This window comes from Pseudomonas sp. G166, assembly GCF_037027455.2.
In the GTDB taxonomy this organism is placed as follows: Bacteria; Pseudomonadota; Gammaproteobacteria; order Pseudomonadales; family Pseudomonadaceae; genus Aquipseudomonas.
This window is the reverse complement of record NZ_CP146985.1, coordinates 5402972-5419660: the sequence shown is the minus strand read 5'-3', so window position 1 is coordinate 5419660 and position 16689 is coordinate 5402972. Positions and strand designations below refer to the sequence as shown.

The 16689-nt window shown below is 59.5% G+C and carries 17 protein-coding genes; 10 read left to right on the top strand and 7 right to left on the bottom strand.

The genetic code is table 11. The features are described from left to right. Window positions 1-395: 395 nt before the first annotated feature. The 4 genes from SGN16_RS23945 (at window position 396) to SGN16_RS23930 (ending at window position 4557) form a co-directional block, all read left to right on the top strand. Entirely contained in the window at window positions 396-1427 is a 1032-nt protein-coding gene (locus SGN16_RS23945; RefSeq protein ID WP_335945558.1) for an amino acid ABC transporter substrate-binding protein, read from the top strand. A 65-nt stretch (window positions 1428-1492) separates the two neighbouring features. After that, window positions 1493-2674, top strand: a complete 1182-nt coding sequence (locus SGN16_RS23940; protein ID WP_339101843.1) for an amino acid ABC transporter permease — start codon at window positions 1493-1495, stop codon at window positions 2672-2674. Between the two features lie 10 nt (window positions 2675-2684). After that, window positions 2685-3782, top strand: coding sequence for an amino acid ABC transporter permease (locus SGN16_RS23935; RefSeq protein ID WP_210640673.1), 1098 nt, complete (start codon window positions 2685-2687; stop codon window positions 3780-3782). Window positions 3783-3792: 10 nt separating this feature from the next. Beyond that, a complete protein-coding gene (locus SGN16_RS23930; protein ID WP_003205299.1) occupies window positions 3793-4557 on the top strand; it encodes an amino acid ABC transporter ATP-binding protein in 765 nt (254 codons plus the stop codon). A gap of 64 nt (window positions 4558-4621) precedes the next feature. Here SGN16_RS23930 and SGN16_RS23925 read toward each other — a convergent pair whose 3' ends face one another. Both SGN16_RS23925 and SGN16_RS23920 read right to left on the bottom strand, forming a co-directional pair. Continuing rightward, on the bottom strand, window positions 4622-5104 hold the full coding sequence (locus SGN16_RS23925; protein ID WP_335945153.1) for a type II toxin-antitoxin system MqsA family antitoxin: 483 nt from the start codon (window positions 5102-5104) through the stop codon (window positions 4622-4624). Then, window positions 5101-5412: a type II toxin-antitoxin system MqsR family toxin gene (locus SGN16_RS23920; RefSeq protein ID WP_335945152.1), complete on the bottom strand. Its 312-nt coding sequence runs from the start codon at window positions 5410-5412 to the stop codon at window positions 5101-5103. The genes SGN16_RS23925 and SGN16_RS23920 overlap by 4 nt, the downstream gene beginning before the upstream one ends. Window positions 5413-5577: 165 nt before the next feature. Here SGN16_RS23920 and SGN16_RS23915 point away from each other — a divergent pair, with 165 nt between their 5' ends. The 5 genes from SGN16_RS23915 to SGN16_RS23895 all read left to right on the top strand — a co-directional run bounded on the left by SGN16_RS23915 (window position 5578) and on the right by SGN16_RS23895 (window position 9519). Beyond that, complete coding sequence (locus SGN16_RS23915) at window positions 5578-6237, top strand: FadR/GntR family transcriptional regulator (protein ID WP_335945151.1); 660 nt, start codon at window positions 5578-5580, stop codon at window positions 6235-6237. Window positions 6238-6273: 36 nt separating this feature from the next. Continuing rightward, window positions 6274-7578 carry a CynX/NimT family MFS transporter gene (locus tag SGN16_RS23910; RefSeq protein WP_335945150.1) on the top strand — a complete coding sequence of 435 codons (1305 nt, stop codon included), beginning with the start codon at window positions 6274-6276 and terminating at the stop codon, window positions 7576-7578. Between the two features lie 87 nt (window positions 7579-7665). Further along, a complete protein-coding gene (locus tag SGN16_RS23905; RefSeq protein ID WP_003178340.1) occupies window positions 7666-8136 on the top strand; it encodes a nuclear transport factor 2 family protein in 471 nt (156 codons plus the stop codon). A gap of 41 nt (window positions 8137-8177) precedes the next feature. Next, window positions 8178-8501: a GIY-YIG nuclease family protein gene (locus tag SGN16_RS23900; protein WP_335945149.1), complete on the top strand. Its 324-nt coding sequence runs from the start codon at window positions 8178-8180 to the stop codon at window positions 8499-8501. Between the two features lie 79 nt (window positions 8502-8580). Continuing rightward, a complete protein-coding gene (locus SGN16_RS23895; RefSeq protein WP_335945148.1) occupies window positions 8581-9519 on the top strand; it encodes a glutathione S-transferase family protein in 939 nt (312 codons plus the stop codon). A 507-nt stretch (window positions 9520-10026) separates the two neighbouring features. Here SGN16_RS23895 and SGN16_RS23890 read toward each other — a convergent pair. The 3 genes from SGN16_RS23890 to yejK form a co-directional block, all read right to left on the bottom strand. Further along, entirely contained in the window at window positions 10027-10176 is a 150-nt protein-coding gene (locus tag SGN16_RS23890; RefSeq protein WP_158296377.1) for a hypothetical protein, read from the bottom strand. Between the two features lie 107 nt (window positions 10177-10283). Next, on the bottom strand, window positions 10284-10640 hold the full coding sequence (locus tag SGN16_RS23885; RefSeq protein ID WP_335945147.1) for a glutaredoxin family protein: 357 nt from the start codon (window positions 10638-10640) through the stop codon (window positions 10284-10286). After that, entirely contained in the window at window positions 10640-11644 is a 1005-nt protein-coding gene (gene yejK / locus SGN16_RS23880) for a nucleoid-associated protein YejK (RefSeq protein ID WP_014340016.1), read from the bottom strand. Before yejK ends, SGN16_RS23885 begins: the two co-directional genes overlap by 1 nt. 396 nt (window positions 11645-12040) lie before the next feature. Here yejK and SGN16_RS23875 point away from each other — a divergent pair, with 396 nt between their 5' ends. Continuing rightward, on the top strand, window positions 12041-12322 hold the full coding sequence (locus tag SGN16_RS23875; protein ID WP_007905514.1) for an HU family DNA-binding protein: 282 nt from the start codon (window positions 12041-12043) through the stop codon (window positions 12320-12322). Window positions 12323-12408: 86 nt separating this feature from the next. Here the strand turns inward: SGN16_RS23875 and rlmF are convergent, their stop codons facing one another. Together rlmF and SGN16_RS23865 are read right to left on the bottom strand one after the other, a co-directional pair. Then, entirely contained in the window at window positions 12409-13434 is a 1026-nt protein-coding gene (gene rlmF, locus SGN16_RS23870; protein ID WP_210640660.1) for a 23S rRNA (adenine(1618)-N(6))-methyltransferase RlmF, read from the bottom strand. Between the two features lie 264 nt (window positions 13435-13698). Then, window positions 13699-16545 carry a valine--tRNA ligase gene (locus SGN16_RS23865; protein ID WP_335945146.1) on the bottom strand — a complete coding sequence of 949 codons (2847 nt, stop codon included), beginning with the start codon at window positions 16543-16545 and terminating at the stop codon, window positions 13699-13701. Window positions 16546-16689 lie beyond the last annotated feature (144 nt).

Genomic DNA, 16689 nt, shown 5'->3' with positions numbered 1-16689 from the left:
TGTCGCAAACTTACAACTTTTTGTCTTGACGTGTTTCACAAGGGCTAAGCGCAGCGGTGTGGTACGGGCTTTGCTATGAGGAACCCTGAGTGATGATTCTTACGCTGCGCGGTAACACTATCAGCTAGACGCGACGCATGGGATATCAGAAATCCGGTGATGGATGTTCGCCAATAGCCGCTACGGGCTTCGCGAACGTGAAGGGCTACAGCCCGTTCGGCCGATTGGTGAGAAGTGGGCATGACCACTGTTTGTGGACGTTCTCATTAATAGACTCATAGCGAAGGTCCAAGCGTCGGTTGACCCGAAAAAAAGCCAACAAGGGTCGGCAATGCCTCAAAAGGGTGCGACAGGGCTCGAGCTCCGACACAACAAGAGCAAAACTGGAGGTTTGAATGAAGTTACTGAAATCCACCCTGGCCGTCGTGACTGCAGCGGCAGTGCTCGGTGTCAGCGGGTTCGCTCAGGCGGGTGCAACCCTGGATGCCATACAGAAGAAAGGCTTTGTGCAATGCGGTGTGAGTGATGGCTTGCCGGGTTTCTCGGTGCCTGATTCGACCGGCAAGATTGTCGGTATCGACGCTGACTTCTGCCGTGCCGTGGCCGCTGCTGTATTTGGCGATGCGACCAAGGTCAAATTCAGTCAGTTGAACGCCAAGGAGCGCTTCACCGCGCTGCAATCGGGCGAAATCGACATGCTCTCGCGCAACTCCACCATGACCAGCTCCCGTGATGCTGGCATGGGCCTGAAGTTTCCAGGTTTCATCACCTACTACGACGGCATCGGCTTCCTGGCCAACAACAAGCTGGGCGTCAAGAGCGCCAAGGAACTGGACGGTGCAACCATCTGCATCCAGGCCGGTACCACCACCGAGCTGAACGTTTCCGACTACTTCCGCGCCAACGGCCTGAAGTACACCCCGATCACTTTCGACACCTCCGATGAAAGCGCCAAGTCGCTGGAATCCGGTCGTTGCGACGTGCTGACCTCCGACAAGTCCCAGCTGTTCGCCCAGCGCAGCAAGCTTGCCTCGCCGAAGGACTACGTGGTCCTGCCGGAAACCATTTCCAAGGAGCCACTGGGTCCGGTCGTGCGTAACGGCGACGACGAGTGGCTGGCTATCGTGCGCTGGACTGGCTACGCCCTGCTCAACGCTGAAGAAGCCGGTGTGACCTCGAAAAACGTCGAGGCCGAAGCCAAGTCCACCAAAAACCCTGACGTCGCTCGTATGTTGGGCGCCGACGGTGAATACGGCAAAGACCTGAAACTGCCGAAAGACTGGGTCGTGCAGATCGTCAAGCAAGTCGGTAACTACGGCGAAATGTTCGAGCGCAACCTCGGCAAGGGCACTCCGCTGGAAATCGATCGCGGCTTGAACGCTCTGTGGAACGCCGGCGGCATTCAATACGCACCACCAGTGCGCTGATGGTTCTATCACCCGGTGGGCCAACCACCGGGTGATGTTCTGTTCCATTCTTTGCGGGGCACTTCATGCAAAATTCAATCGGCGCACCTAAGCAGAGGCTCAGCCTCAGCGATCCACGAGTGCGTGCGTGGGTATTTCAGATCGTCACGGTCGTGGCGGTTATTTCGCTGGGCTGGTTTCTGTTCGATAACACGCAGACCAACCTCCAGCATCGGGGCATTACCTCCGGTTTCGGCTTCCTGGAACGCAGTGCCGGGTTCGGCATTGCCCAACACCTGATCGACTACACCGAAGCGGACAGCTATGCCCGCGTCTTCGTAATCGGGTTGCTCAATACGCTGTTGGTGACCTTCATCGGCGTGATCCTGGCGACCATCCTCGGGTTCATCATCGGTGTGGCGCGGCTGTCGCAGAACTGGATCATTTCCAAGCTGGCGACTGTCTATGTCGAGGTCTTCCGTAACATCCCGCCGCTGTTGCAAATCCTGTTCTGGTACTTTGCGGTATTCCTGAGCATGCCGGGACCGCGCGCTGCCCATAACTTCGGCGACACCTTCTTTGTCAGCAGCCGGGGCTTGAACATGCCTGCCGCGCTGGTGGCCGAAGGCTTCTGGCCGTTCGTGATCAGCGTGGTGCTGGCCATTGTTGCCATCGTGCTGATGACGCGTTGGGCCAACAAGCGTTTCGAAGCGACCGGCGAGCCGTTCCATAAGTTCTGGGTCGGCCTGGCGCTGTTCCTGGTGATCCCGGCCCTGTGCGCGCTGCTGTTTGGTGCCCCGGTGCATTGGGAAATGCCGGAGCTCAAGGGCTTCAACTTCGTCGGTGGCTGGGTACTGATCCCGGAACTGCTGGCTCTGACCCTGGCCTTGACCGTGTACACCGCGGCGTTCATCGCCGAGATCGTGCGTTCGGGCATCAAGTCGGTCAGCCATGGCCAGACCGAGGCGGCCCGTTCCCTGGGGCTGCGCAACGGCCCGACCCTGCGCAAGGTGATCATCCCGCAGGCCCTGCGAGTGATCATTCCACCGTTGACCAGCCAATACCTGAACCTGGCGAAAAACTCGTCCCTGGCAGCCGGTATCGGTTATCCGGAAATGGTTTCGCTGTTTGCCGGTACGGTGTTGAACCAGACCGGCCAGGCCATCGAGGTGATTGCGATCACCATGAGCGTGTACCTGGCGATCAGTATCAGCATTTCCTTGCTGATGAACTGGTACAACAAGCGCATTGCGCTGATCGAACGGTGAGGAAACGCGCATGACGACTCATACTTTCAAACCTGACATGCCCCCGCCGGGCAGCAGCATCGGCGTGGTGGCGTGGATGCGCGCCAACATGTTCTCCAGCTGGATCAACACGCTGCTGACGCTGTTCGCGTTCTATCTGATCTACCTGATCGTTCCACCGCTGTTGCACTGGGCGATCCTCGATGCCAACTGGGTCGGTACCACCCGCGCCGACTGCACCAAGGAAGGCGCTTGCTGGGTGTTCATCCAGCAGCGTTTCGGTCAGTTCATGTACGGCTACTACCCAGCGGACCTGCGCTGGCGTGTAGACCTGACCGTGTGGCTGGCGGTCATCGGTGTGGCGCCGTTGTTCATCTCGCGCTTCCCGCGCAAGGCGATCTACGGCCTGAGCTTCCTGGTGCTGTACCCGATCATCGCCTGGTGCCTGCTGCACGGCGGCGTGTTCGGCCTGGACGCCGTGGCGACCAGCCAATGGGGCGGCTTGATGCTGACCCTGGTAATCGCCACCGTCGGTATCGTCGGCGCACTGCCGTTGGGCATCGTCCTGGCGTTGGGCCGTCGCTCGAACATGCCGGCGATTCGCGTGGTCTGCGTGACCTTCATCGAATTCTGGCGCGGCGTGCCGTTGATCACGGTGCTGTTCATGTCCTCGGTGATGCTGCCGCTGTTCCTGCCCGAAGGCATGAACTTCGACAAGTTGTTGCGGGCGCTGATCGGGGTGATCCTGTTCCAGTCGGCCTACATTGCCGAAGTGGTGCGGGGTGGCCTGCAAGCCATTCCCAAGGGCCAGTACGAAGCGGCTGCAGCGATGGGCCTGGGCTACTGGCGCAGCATGGGCCTGGTGATTCTGCCGCAAGCCTTGAAGATGGTGATCCCGGGGATCGTCAACACCTTCATTGCGTTGTTCAAGGATACGAGCCTGGTGATCATCATCGGCTTGTTCGACCTGCTCAACAGCGTGAAACAAGCTGCCGCCGACCCGAAATGGCTGGGCATGGCCACCGAAGGCTATGTGTTCGCCGCCCTGGTGTTCTGGATTTTCTGTTTTGGTATGTCCCGCTATTCCATGCATTTGGAACGCAAGCTGGACACTGGCCACAAGCGTTAGGAGTTGACTCATGAGTGAAGCGATCAAACAGCCTGTGAGCCCTGAAGGCATTATTCAGATGCAGGGCGTGAACAAGTGGTACGGCCAGTTCCACGTATTGAAAGACATCAACCTGAACGTCAAGCAGGGCGAGCGTATCGTGCTGTGCGGCCCGTCGGGCTCCGGTAAGTCGACCACCATCCGCTGCCTCAATCGCCTGGAAGAACACCAGCAGGGTCGCATCGTGGTCGACGGTGTGGAACTGACCAACGACCTCAAGCAGATCGAAGCGATCCGCCGCGAAGTCGGCATGGTGTTCCAGCACTTCAACCTGTTCCCGCACCTGACCATCCTGCAGAACTGCACCCTGGCGCCGATGTGGGTGCGCAAGATGCCCAAGCGCAAGGCCGAGGAAATCGCCATGCATTACCTGGAGCGTGTGCGCATTCCAGAGCAGGCGAACAAGTACCCTGGCCAGCTTTCCGGCGGTCAGCAGCAGCGTGTGGCCATCGCCCGTGCCCTGTGCATGAAGCCGAAAATCATGCTGTTCGATGAGCCGACTTCGGCACTCGACCCGGAAATGGTGAAAGAGGTTCTGGACACCATGATCGGCCTGGCCGAAGACGGCATGACCATGCTCTGCGTGACCCACGAGATGGGCTTTGCCCGCACCGTGGCCAACCGCGTGATCTTCATGGACAAGGGCGAAATCGTCGAACAGGCCGCGCCGAACGACTTCTTCGATAACCCGCAGAATGACCGCACCAAGCTGTTCCTGAGCCAGATCCTGCATTGATCCAGCCTTAGGCCAGTGAAATGAACCCGGACTTGTCCGGGTTTATTTTTTCTGCTTCGGCTGCTCAGGAAGCCGTGAGGGTTTCGTGCTCCCTGTGCACCGTCGTCTTGAAACCTCTCAAGTCCGCGTCTTCGGCCAGTGCCCGCGCATCTGCAAGCAAATGCGGGTAACGGTCAAGCAGACGCATCAGCAAGATCAACGCCTTGGGCGGCACTACCTCGCCGCGCTCGTAGCGGGAAAACGCATTGTGTCCACCGCCCGATAGCAGCAGTACCGCTTCCTTTTGCGATAGATGCAGTTTGCGCCGGACACGTTTGATCTCCTCGCCGATCATTCGCCTGGCCGCATTGACCAGCTCATCACCTGCGTGGTCGTAGCGATCCGAGCAGCTTGAATCGAGCTCGACTTCGCCGCACATCTGACATTCCCAGCCAGACAAGTCATCGACCCGGCGTTCCAGTCCCTTGACGCTCATGGTTTCGCCGCGACCTTCGAAATGCAACATGCCCTCCGAGGCACCACAGCTGAAGCATTGCTGGTGTTTCATGAGCTTTTCTCCTTGAAGGAAATTACCGGTGGGCCTCCGCTGGGGCGGTACGTCACCTTCAGGTAAATCTGCAGACCGTGTGAATTGGCGTGGTAGACGTCATGCCAGACCCGATGATCGTCATAGGTGGTCATCGATTTGTAGAACTGTTTTCGCTCAAGCCCGTGGATGACCTGTTGCATGTCCGAGACGTTTAAACCAAGTGTTCGAGCAGTGTTCTTCGCGGTGCTGGTGAAAGCTTTCCCTTTAAGCCGTCTGACATCCGCCTGTATCGCCACCAAGGCGTAATGGGGTGTGTTCTTTTCCATGGAACGGTGTGCCTTGTCCTTAAAATTACCCTTAAAGGGTAATTTTGGCTAATCGAAAATTTCGCTCCTTTTCCGTCCCATTGACCCTAGGCGGTTGCCGTCCTACATGAAGCTGACTAACATGTCAGAAAATTCATCCTATGATTGGATGAAAAGGCGAATCCAATGTCAGATGGCTCTCCGTTAATAAAGCGCTCCCTGGTCGATCAGGCCCTGGAGCAATTGCGTCGGCGCATCAGCGGTGGCGTGTGGGCTGTCGGCCAGCGCCTGCCTACCGAGCCGGAGCTGGTGGCGGAGCTGGGGATCAGCCGCAACACCGTGCGCGAAGCCATGCGTGTGTTGGCGTTTTCCGGGTTGATCGAGATCCGTCAGGGCGACGGCAGTTACGTGCGGGCGGTGGTTGATCCGCTGGATACCCTCAAGGTGTTGTCGCGCTGTTCGTTGGAGCAGGCCCGGGAAACCCGGCATATCCTGGAAGTCGAGGCCATCGGCCTGGCCGCGCTGCGACGCACCGATGAAGACTTGATTGCCTTGCGCCAGGCGCTGCAAGACAGCGGTGAGCATTACCACGGCGACCTGGAGCACTACATTGCCTGCGACCTGGTGTTCCATCGCCTCCTGGTGGATGCCGCGCACAACCCTGCGCTCAGCGAGCTCTATCGCTACTTTTCCAGCGTCATCGGCGCACAGTTGCGCCAGAGCCTCAACATCACCCCGCGCCATCAACATGTGTTCGACCTGCACATCGAAATCCTTGAAGCCGTCGAGCAACAGGATCCGCAACGGGCCAAGGCCCTGTGCCGCCAGTTGATCAATGAACCCTGAGCTCTTGAAATCCTGAGCCCCGAACTCGAGTTTTCCATGTCCCGCGATCTGCTTGACCGTACCCACTCGACGACGCCCAAACGCACCGCCGAACTTGAACAACTGTTGATCGACGCCGAGGCCGATGATGAGCAGGCCCAGCGGAGCCAGCCCTTGGTGTGCAGGCCTTGGCTGTTGCTGCTGGGGTTGATCCTGGTGGCGCTGAACCTGCGTCCGGCGCTGTCGAGCATGGCCCCGTTGCTCGGCGAGGTTTCACAAAGCCTTGGCCTGTCGGCTGCCCAAGCCGGTTTGCTGACTACGCTGCCCGTGCTTTGTCTGGGGCTGTTCGCGCCGCTGGCGCCGGTGTTGGCGCGGCGCTTCGGGGCTGAGCGCGTGGTGCTGGGGATCTTGCTGACGCTGGCTGGCGGGATCATTTTGCGCAGCTCATTCGACCAGGTCGGCCTGTTCGCGGGCAGCATCCTGGCCGGTGCGAGCATCGGTGTGATTGGCGTGCTGCTGCCGGGCATCGTCAAGCGCGACTTCGCCAAACAGGCCGGTGCCATGACCGGTGTCTATACCATGGCGCTGTGCCTGGGCGCGGCGATGGCGGCCGGGGCAACGGTGCCATTGAGCGAGCACCTGGGCCACAGCTGGACCCTGGGCCTGGGTTTCTGGGTGGTTCCGGCGTTGCTGGCAGCGCTGTTCTGGCTGCCGCAAGTGGGGCAGAAACACGGTGCGCATCAGGTGGCGTATCGGGTTCGCGGCTTGCTGCGCGATCCCCTGGCCTGGCAGGTGACGTTGTACATGGGGTTGCAATCGTCCCTGGCCTACATCGTGTTTGGCTGGCTGCCGTCGATCCTCATTGGCCGGGGCCTGAGCCCGACCCAGGCCGGGTTGGTGCTGTCCGGCTCAGTCATTGTGCAGTTGATCAGTTCTCTGGCGGCACCCTGGCTGGCGACGCGTGGCAAGGACCAGCGCCTGGCCATCGTGATCGCCATGCTCATGGCGCTGGGGGGGCTGTTCGGTTGTCTTTATGCGCCGCTCGAAGGTTTGTGGGGCTGGGCAATCCTGCTCGGCCTGGGGCAGGGCGCGACGTTCAGCTTGGCGCTGACGCTGATCGTGCTGCGTTCGCGAGACGCCCATGTGGCCGCGAACCTCTCCAGCATGGCCCAGGGCTTTGGTTATACGCTGGCGTCGCTGGGGCCGTTCGCGGTGGGCGTAGTCCACGACGTGACCGGCGGCTGGAATGCCTTGGGCTGGATCTTCGGTCTGGTTGGCCTCGGTGCGATCATCGCGGGCATCGGCGCAGGTCGGGCGTTGTACGTGGGGGTCAGCAGCGAAAAAGTTACCGATCTTCGTTGATGTCATTTTCATGGCGAATGACGATAGTCTTCCCTGCTGTGGCAGATTATCGTGCAGGCCTATTGAAGCGAATTTCGGAGTCTGTCCATGAGTGATGCCCATAACGCCTTGATCACCCGCTTTTACCAGGCCTTCCAGCGCCTGGACGCCGAAGCGATGAGCGCTTGCTACACCGACGATGTGGTGTTCAGCGACCCGGCGTTTGGTGAATTGCGTGGACGTGATGCCGGTGACATGTGGCGCATGCTCACCACCCGGGCCAAGGATTTCTCCCTGACCTTCGATAACGTGCGCAGCGATGAGCGTACCGGTGGAGCTCATTGGGTGGCGACCTACCTGTTCAGCCAGACGGGTAACGTCGTGATCAATGACATCCAGGCGCGGTTCGTTTTTCGCGACGGCAAGATCTGCGAGCACCATGACAGCTTTGACCTGTGGCGTTGGTCCCGTCAGGCGTTGGGCACCAAAGGGCTGCTGCTGGGCTGGACGCCGCTGGTGCGCAACGCCGTCAGGGCCCAGGCGCTCAAGGGGCTGCGGGCGTTCCAGGCCAGTCGCTGATAAGATCGCGGCTTGTTTCCTTTGCGCCCGTTGAACCTGTCGTGACGACCACCAATCCATCTTCCGATCTGCCTGTGCAAGCCACGACCGAACCGGGCAAGCCCTGGTTCGTCTACTTGGTGCGGGCCGCCAACGGCTCGCTGTATTGCGGCATCAGTGATGACCCGGTGCGGCGTTTCGCCAAGCATCAAAGTGGCAAGGGCGCGCGCTTCTTTCTCTCGAGCCCGGCGGTGGCGCTGGTGTACACCGAAGCCTGTCGCGACAAGGGCGAAGCCCTGCGCCAGGAGCGACTGATCAAAAAGCTCAGGAAAAGCGCCAAGGAATGCCTGGTGGCGAGTGCCGCGCAGCTCCATCAGCCGCACTGATAAGTCTTTATCAGGAGGGTGGGCGCTGCGTCCATGGCGCGCTAAGCTGCGGGACTTCCTCCCAGCAGTGGCCAATCCCATGCCAGAGTTGATTCTTCATCATTACCCGACGTCTCCTTTCGCGGAAAAAGCCCGGCTGTTGCTGGGCTTCAAGGGCCTGTCCTGGCGTTCGGTGAGTATCCCGCCGATGATGCCCAAGCCTGACCTGACGGCACTGACGGGTGGCTATCGCAAGACACCGGTATTGCAGATCGGCGCGGATATCTATTGCGATACGTCGCTGATCGCCCGTCGGTTGGAGCAGGAAAAAGCCTCGCCGGCCCTGTTCCCCGAAGGCCGGGAGATGCTGGCTGCATCCTTTGCTGCCTGGGCCGACTCGGTGGTGTTCCAGCATGCCGTGAGCCTGGTGTTCCAGCCTGAGTCGGTGGCGGTGCGTTTCGCCAAGCTATCGCCTGAAGCCATCAAGGCGTTCATCAGCGACCGCGCCGGGCTGTTCAGTGGCGGCACGACCACGCGCTTGCCCGCCGATCAGGCCAAGCACCAGTGGCCGACGATCATGGCTCGCCTGGAGCAACAGTTGCAGCGCGAGGAGGGCGATTTCCTGTTGGGTGATCCGTCGATTGCCGACTTCGCCATGGCTCATCCGCTGTGGTTCCTCAAGGGCACCCCGGTAACTTCGCCGCTGGTGGACGCGTATCCGGCTGTTTCGGCGTGGTTCACGCGAGTGCTGGGTTTCGGCCATGGCGCGTCGAGTCAGATGAGTGCCGAAGAAGCCTTGGACGTTGCCCGCAACGCGACACCGGCAGCGCTGCCGGATGAGTCGTTCGAAGAGCCGAACGGGTTTGCGCCGGGGCAACAAGTGAGCATCGCTGCGACTGACTACGGCGTCGATCCGGTGGCTGGGGAGTTGTTGTTTGCGGGTAGCGAAGAATTGATTCTGCGTCGCGAAGACGAACGTGGCGGGGTGGTGCATGTGCACTTTCCAAGGGTAGGCTTTAAATTTTTTTCGAAAACGTGAATGTTGGTTAGATTACGAGGAGTTGCCCTTGTTTTCTAAGGGCAACCCCGGATTTTTTATTGTTCAAAGGTAGAACATTAAGTCTGTGGCATAACCAGACGAGTCCGTGGGAGTCGTGCAGATTCCACCTATCACTAACACCGCGCCAGGATTTTGGTGGCTTGCTTGAGCGAGATCTAACGTGGTAGCAAAATCTCCATTTACATTGCAAATAGCGGTTCCCAGAGTGGCGTTGGTGTTGCTTTCCCAAATGGTTACTGCACTATATGGGTGACCCCTACCAGTGACGTAAGGAGGGTTATTTCCTCTACTATTTGGTGCGGGGCTAGTAAAAGCGGGGGCTGTAAGAGTCATTTTCTTCTCCGGTTGCTCTGAGTTTTAATATTAAGAGGGCTGAAACTCCTCTAAATATTAAGTTATGCAGTAGCTTGAGGAGGGGGTACTGTCAGAGTCGACAGTTTTTTATGATGATTCGCTATTAATTTTTTATTTCTTGCGGCTAAGTACTTAACGCCCCAGGGTAGTTTTGAGGTTGCGCAGATTCAACTCCACATGCCGTCGGTCGTTGCCGAACTGGTTGAGGGTACGTTTATCCGCCGGGATGTCCGGGAACAACCCGTAGTCCTTGTTGCGGATGTGGTCGTAGACAGCTCGCAAAGAACCAGGTGTACCGCGTTGGGAGGAATCAGATCTTGCAGGTTGAAGATCGTTGTTGCGGGGCTGATTGAACCGCTCGTGCTGCTCCCGTTGAAAATGCATCAGAACTATAAAGCGGACAACGCCTTGAGAATGTTCTCCGGTTCATACCCACGAATCAACGTGCCATTCACATCGAGGATCGGAATTCCCCGACCGCCCAGCGCCTCGTAGGCCTTACGCGCCTCGGCATCCTTCTCGATATCGAACTCGCGAAACGGCACGCCTTTCTCATCCAGGAATCGTCGGGTCGCCTTGCAGTAGCCGCACCAGTCGGTGGCATACAGCACGACCCGGGCATCGGCCCGGATCTGTTCAGGCAGCATCTGCGACGGGTTGAACACCCGCTCGATCTTGCCCCAGTTCTGGTAAGTCACCACCACCAGCAGAACCAGCAGAAACTTCTTCAGTACCCCACCGAGCATCAATTACGCCGCTTGAGCTGATCGGTCAGCGACGTCGGCAGACCCTTGATGATCAACGTACCGGCTTCTTCGTCATACTCGATCTTGGAGCCCAGCAGGTGCGCTTCGAAGCTGATGGACAGGCCTTCGGCGCGGCCGGTGAAACGGCGGAACTGGTTGAGGGTGCGTTTATCCGCCGGGATCTCCGGCGACAGCCCGTAGTCCTTGTTGCGGATGTGGTCGTAGAAGGCTTTCGGGCGATCCTCGTCGATCAGCTCGGACAGTTCTTCCAGGCCCATCGGCTCGCCGAGCTTGGCCTGGCTGCTGGCGTAATCCACCAGGGTCTTGGTTTTTTCCCGGGCATCGTCTTCCGGCAGGTCTTCGCTTTCGACGAAGTCACTGAAGGCCTTGAGCAGGGTGCGGGTCTCACCGGGGCCGTCGACGCCTTCCTGGCAGCCGATGAAGTCGCGGAAGTACTCCGAGACCTTCTTGCCATTCTTGCCCTTGATGAAGGAGATGTATTGCTTGGATTGCTTGTTGTTCTGCCATTCCGACACGTTGATCCGCGCCGCCAGGTGCAATTGGCCCAGGTCCAGGTGCCGGGATGGGGTCACGTCCAGCTCATCGGTCACCGCCACGCCTTCGCTGTGGTGCAGCAGGGCGATTGCCAGGTAGTCGGTCATGCCCTGTTGATAATGTGCGAACAGCACGTGACCGCCCACCGACAGGTTGGACTCTTCCATCAGCTTTTGCAGGTGTTCCACCGCCACGCGACTGAACGCGGTGAAATCCTTGCCGCCGTCGAGGTACTCCTTCAGCCAGCCGCTGAACGGATGCGCCCCGGACTCGGCATGGAAAAAGCCCCAAGCCTTGCCTTGTTTGGCGTTGTAGCTCTCGTTAAGGTCGGCGAGCATGTTCTCGATGGCCGTGGACTCTGCCAGTTCGGAGTCACGGGCGTGGAGCACTGCGGGCGTGCCGTCGGGTTTTTTGTCGATCAGGTGGACGATGCAATGACGGATCGGCATGGGTTTCTCGGCTGATGAAAGAGAGGAGGAGGGCGCTCCCCAAAAAAGGCCCAGTGTACCGCAATCACTGGTTTTGGAACCCAGCAAAGCCCCTTTCAGGGCCTCGCGACAGGTCATATGCAATTTTTTACCGTTTTAGCGCAAGAAAGCTGACCAAATGGGTAGCTAGAAGCGGATATTTCAGAGGCGTTGTGCTAGTTTTGCCCGGTCTTACGCGAAGTCACTGCGTTAAGCGTGCATTCAGCATCTGTCAGGTCGAACCAAACCCGGTTTTCGGCATCTATTACCCCGATCCGTCGTGGTGATTGCCGAGGGTGCCTGATCCAGAAAGATCGGGCTCGATGGCTGACACTGCACTCTGCAATCCATATGAATTTGATAGGGAAGGAACACTACATGGCTCTTACTAAAGACCAACTGATCGCTGACATCGCTGAAGCAATCGACGCGCCGAAAACCACCGCGCGTAACGCTCTGGACCAACTGGGCCAAATCGTTGCCGATCAGCTGGAAAATGGCGGCGAAATCACTCTGCCAGGTATCGGCAAGCTGAAAGTCACCGAGCGTCCTGCCCGTACTGGCCGCAACCCTTCGACTGGCGCTGCCATCGAAATCGCTGCCAAGAAAGTGATCAAGCTGGTTGTGGCCAAAGGCCTGACCGACGCAGTCAACAAGTAAGATCGCTGCAAAAAAAAACCGTGCTGCGGAGCGATCCGGGCACGGTTTTTTGTTGCCTTGGATAAAGTGGCCTATGGTGAGGGGATTCAGCCCTTGCGGACCCAGCGCGACTGGCGCCACGCTTGTTGTTGCGCCTCGGTTTGAAAGGTCCAGGCCACGAAACGGCTTTGCTTCTGCCCCTGGGACATTTCCACCACCTGGCTGTGCAGCGCGCCGGCCTTTTTCAACGCACCCTGGATCGCCGGCAGGTTCGACGCCTTCGACACCAGTGTGCTGAACCACAGCACCTGGTTGGCAAGTTGTGCGCTTTCGCTGATCAGTTGTGTGACGAACCGCGCTTCCCCACCCTCGCACCACAGCTCCGCCGCCTGGCCACCGAAGTTCAGCACCGGCAGCTTGCGTTTCGGATCGGCCTTGCCCAATGCTCGCCACTTGCGCTGGCTGCCCTTGGTGGCTTCCTCCAGGGACGCGTGGAACGGCGGGTTGCACATGGTCAGGTCGAATTGCTCGGCGTCCTCCAGCAAGCCCAGCAGGATCTGCTTGCGATTGGCTTGCTGGCGCAACTGGATGACCTTGTTCAGCCCGTTGGACTGGACAATCGCCTTGGCCGAGGCGATGGCCGTCGGGTCGATCTCCGAGCCCAGGAAGTGCCAGCGGTAGTCGCTGTAGCCGATCAGCGGATAGACGCAGTTGGCGCCGGTGCCGATGTCCAGCACCTTCACCGCGGCCCCGCGAGGGATTTCACCGTTGTTGTGGCTGGCGAGCAAGTCGGCGAGAAAGTGCACGTAGTCTGCACGACCTGGCACCGGAGGGCACAGGTAATCGGCCGGAATATCCCAATGGGCGATGCCGTAGAAGGATTTGAGCAGCGCCCGGTTGAACACCCGCACGGCCTCGGGGCTGGCGAAATCGATGCTTTCCTTGCCATAGGGGTTGATGATCACGAACTTGGCCAATTCAGGCGTGGACTTGATCAACGCCGGGAAGTCGTAGCGGCCCTGGTGGCGGTTGCGCGGATGCAGGCTGGCCTTCTCCCGCGGCGCCACGGCTTTGGCCTCGGTGGCGGGTTTGGGCTTTTGCCGGGCGGGTTTGGGTGTGCGGGGGGCAGTCATGGGCGGGTCGATTCGGGGAGGGTTCAAAAAGTGGCGGGTATTGTCCCACATCCGGCCCCTGTGAACCCAACTGCAACGTTTAACACTATCTACTGTGGGAGCGAGCTTGCTCGCGATGGCGGGGCTACATTCAACATTGATGCATGCTGACCCTCCGTCATCGCGAGCAAGCTCGCTCCCACAGTGGGCCTCATTGGTTGTAAGAAAGTGCCAGGCATAAAAAAGGAGGTCCATCAGGACCTCCTTCTTCATTGCGAGCCACCGTTACAGGCTGGCAATCCGCGCGTGCTGCTCGGCCAGCTTGCCCAAGGCCTGTTCGGCCTCGGCCAGTTTGGCCCGTTCCTTCTCGATGACTTCGGCCGGGGCCTTGTCGACGAAGCCGGCATTGGACAGCTTGCCGCCGACCCGCTGCACTTCGCCTTTGAGACGCAGGATTTCCTTGTCCAGGCGCGCCAGTTCCGCTGCCTTGTCGATCAGGCCGGCCATTGGCACCAGCACTTCCATCTCACCCACCAGGGCGGTAGCGGACAACGGCGCTTCTTCGCCAGCCGCCAGGACGGTCACCGATTCGAGCTTCGCCAGTTTCTTGAGCAGCGCCTCGTTTTCTTGGAGACGACGCAGGTCTTCGGCGCTGGCGTTCTTCAGGAACAGGGTCAGTGGCTTGCCCGGGCCGATGTTCATCTCGGCGCGGATGTTACGCAGGCCCAGCATGAAGGTCTTGAGCCATTCGATGTCGTCTTCGGCCGCCGGATCGATACGTGTTTCGTTGGCCACCGGCCAAGGTTGCAGCATGATCGTCTTGCCTTGGACGCCGGCCAGCGGTGCGATGCGCTGCCATATTTCCTCGGTGATGAACGGCATGAATGGATGAGCCAGGCGCAGGGCCACTTCCAGTACGCGTACCAGGGTGCGGCGGGTGCCGCGCTGGCGTTCGACCGGTGCGTTTTCGTCCCACAACACAGGCTTGGACAGTTCCAGGTACCAGTCGCAATACTGGTTCCAGATGAACTCGTACAAGGCCTGCGCGGCCAGGTCGAAACGGAACTGATCAAGCTGGCGCGTCACTTCGGCCTCGGTGCGTTGCAACTGCGAAATGATCCAGCGATCGGCCAGGGTCAATTCGTAGGCTTCGCCGTTCTGGCCGCAGTCTTCGCCTTTGTCGAGCACGTAGCGCGCGGCGTTCCAGATCTTGTTGCAGAAGTTGCGGTAGCCTTCGACGCGGCCCATGTCGAACTTGATGTCACGACCGGTGGATGCCAGCGAGCAGAAGGTGAAGCGCAGGGCGTCGGTGCCGTAGCTGGCGATGCCCTCGGCGAATTCTTCGCGGGTGGCTTTCTCGATTTTCTTCGCCAGTTTGGGCTGCATCAGGCCGGAGGTGCGTTTTTGCACCAGGGTTTCCAGGTCGATGCCGTCGATGATATCCAGCGGGTCCAGTACGTTGCCCTTGGACTTGGACATCTTCTGGCCCTGGCCATCGCGCACCAGGCCGTGGACGTAGACAGTCTTGAATGGGACTTGCGGTGTGCCGTCTTCGTTTTTCACCAGGTGCATGGTCAGCATGATCATCCGGGCGACCCAGAAGAAAATGATGTCGAAACCGGTGACCAATACGTCGGTGGAGTGGAATTTTTTCAGGAACTCGGTCTGCTGCGGCCAGCCCAGGGTGGAGAAGGTCCACAGGCCCGAACTGAACCAGGTATCGAGAACGTCGTTGTCCTGTTGCAGCGCCACGTCCGGGCCGAGGTTGTGCTTGGCGCGGACTTCGGCTTCATCGCGGCCGACATAGACCTTGCCCGACTCGTCGTACCAGGCCGGGATGCGATGGCCCCACCATAGTTGACGGCTGATGCACCAATCCTGGATGTCGCGCATCCACGAGAAGTACATGTTTTCGTATTGCTTGGGCACGAACTGGATGCGGCCGTCTTCCACGGCGGCAATTGCCGGCTCGGCCAGCGGCTTGGTGGACACGTACCACTGGTCGGTCAACCACGGCTCGATGATGGTACCGGAACGGTCGCCTTTCGGGACTTTCAGGGCGTGGTCGTCGACGCTGACTAGCAGGCCGGCGGCATCGAATGCTGCGACGATCTGCTTGCGCGCTTCGAAGCGGTCCAGGCCGGCGTATTCGGCCGGAATCTGGCCATCGACGCTGTCGTTCAGCGTGCCGTCGAGGTTGAACACCTGGGCGGCGGGCAGGACGTTGGCATTCTTGTCGAAGATGTTCAGCAGCGGCAGGTTGTGGCGCTTGCCGACTTCGTAGTCGTTGAAGTCGTGGGCCGGGGTGATTTTCACGCAGCCGGTGCCGAATTCAGGGTCGCAGTAGTCGTCGCCGATGATCGGGATGCGCCGGCCAACCAACGGCAGTTCGACGAACTTGCCAATCAGGGCCTTGTAGCGCTCATCATTCGGGTTCACCGCTACGGCGGCATCGCCCAGCATGGTTTCCGGACGCGTGGTGGCGACGATCAGGTAATCCTTGCCTTCGGCGGTTTTCGCGCCATCGGCCAGTGGATATTTCAGGTTCCACAGGAAGCCTTTTTCGTCGTGGTTTTCCACTTCAAGGTCGGAAATGGCCGTGTGCAGCTTGGTGTCCCAGTTGACCAGGCGCTTGCCGCGATAGATCAGGCCGTCTTCATGCAAGCGCACGAAAGCTTCTTTCACCGCTTCCGAAAGGCCATCGTCCATGGTGAAGCGCTCGCGGCTCCAGTCCACGGACGAGCCGAGGCGACGGATCTGGCGGCTGATGTTGCCACCGGACTCGTCTTTCCATTCCCAGACTTTCTCGAGGAATTTCTCGCGGCCCAGGTCATGACGATTCTGGCCCTGGGCTTCGAGGCGCCGTTCCACCAGCATCTGCGTGGCGATACCGGCGTGGTCGGTGCCCGGCTGCCACAGGGTGTTACGGCCTTGCATGCGGCGGAAACGGATCAGGGCGTCCATGATCGCGTTGTTGAAACCGTGACCCATGTGCAGGCTGCCGGTGACGTTCGGCGGCGGAATCATGATGGTGTAGGAATCGCCCGCGCCTTGCGGAGCGAAATAATTCTCGGACTCCCAGGTGTTGTACCAGGAAGTTTCAATGGCGTGCGGCTGGTAGGTCTTATCCATGCGCGGCGGGACCCTATTGGCATTTATTCAGGAAAAGCCGGGAAGTATAGCGGGCGGGGGAGATGCAAGCCACACGCAGCGAGCGGCAAGTGGGGCATATGTGTGGGCACTGTGAGCCCTGTGGGAGCGAGCTTGCTCGCGATC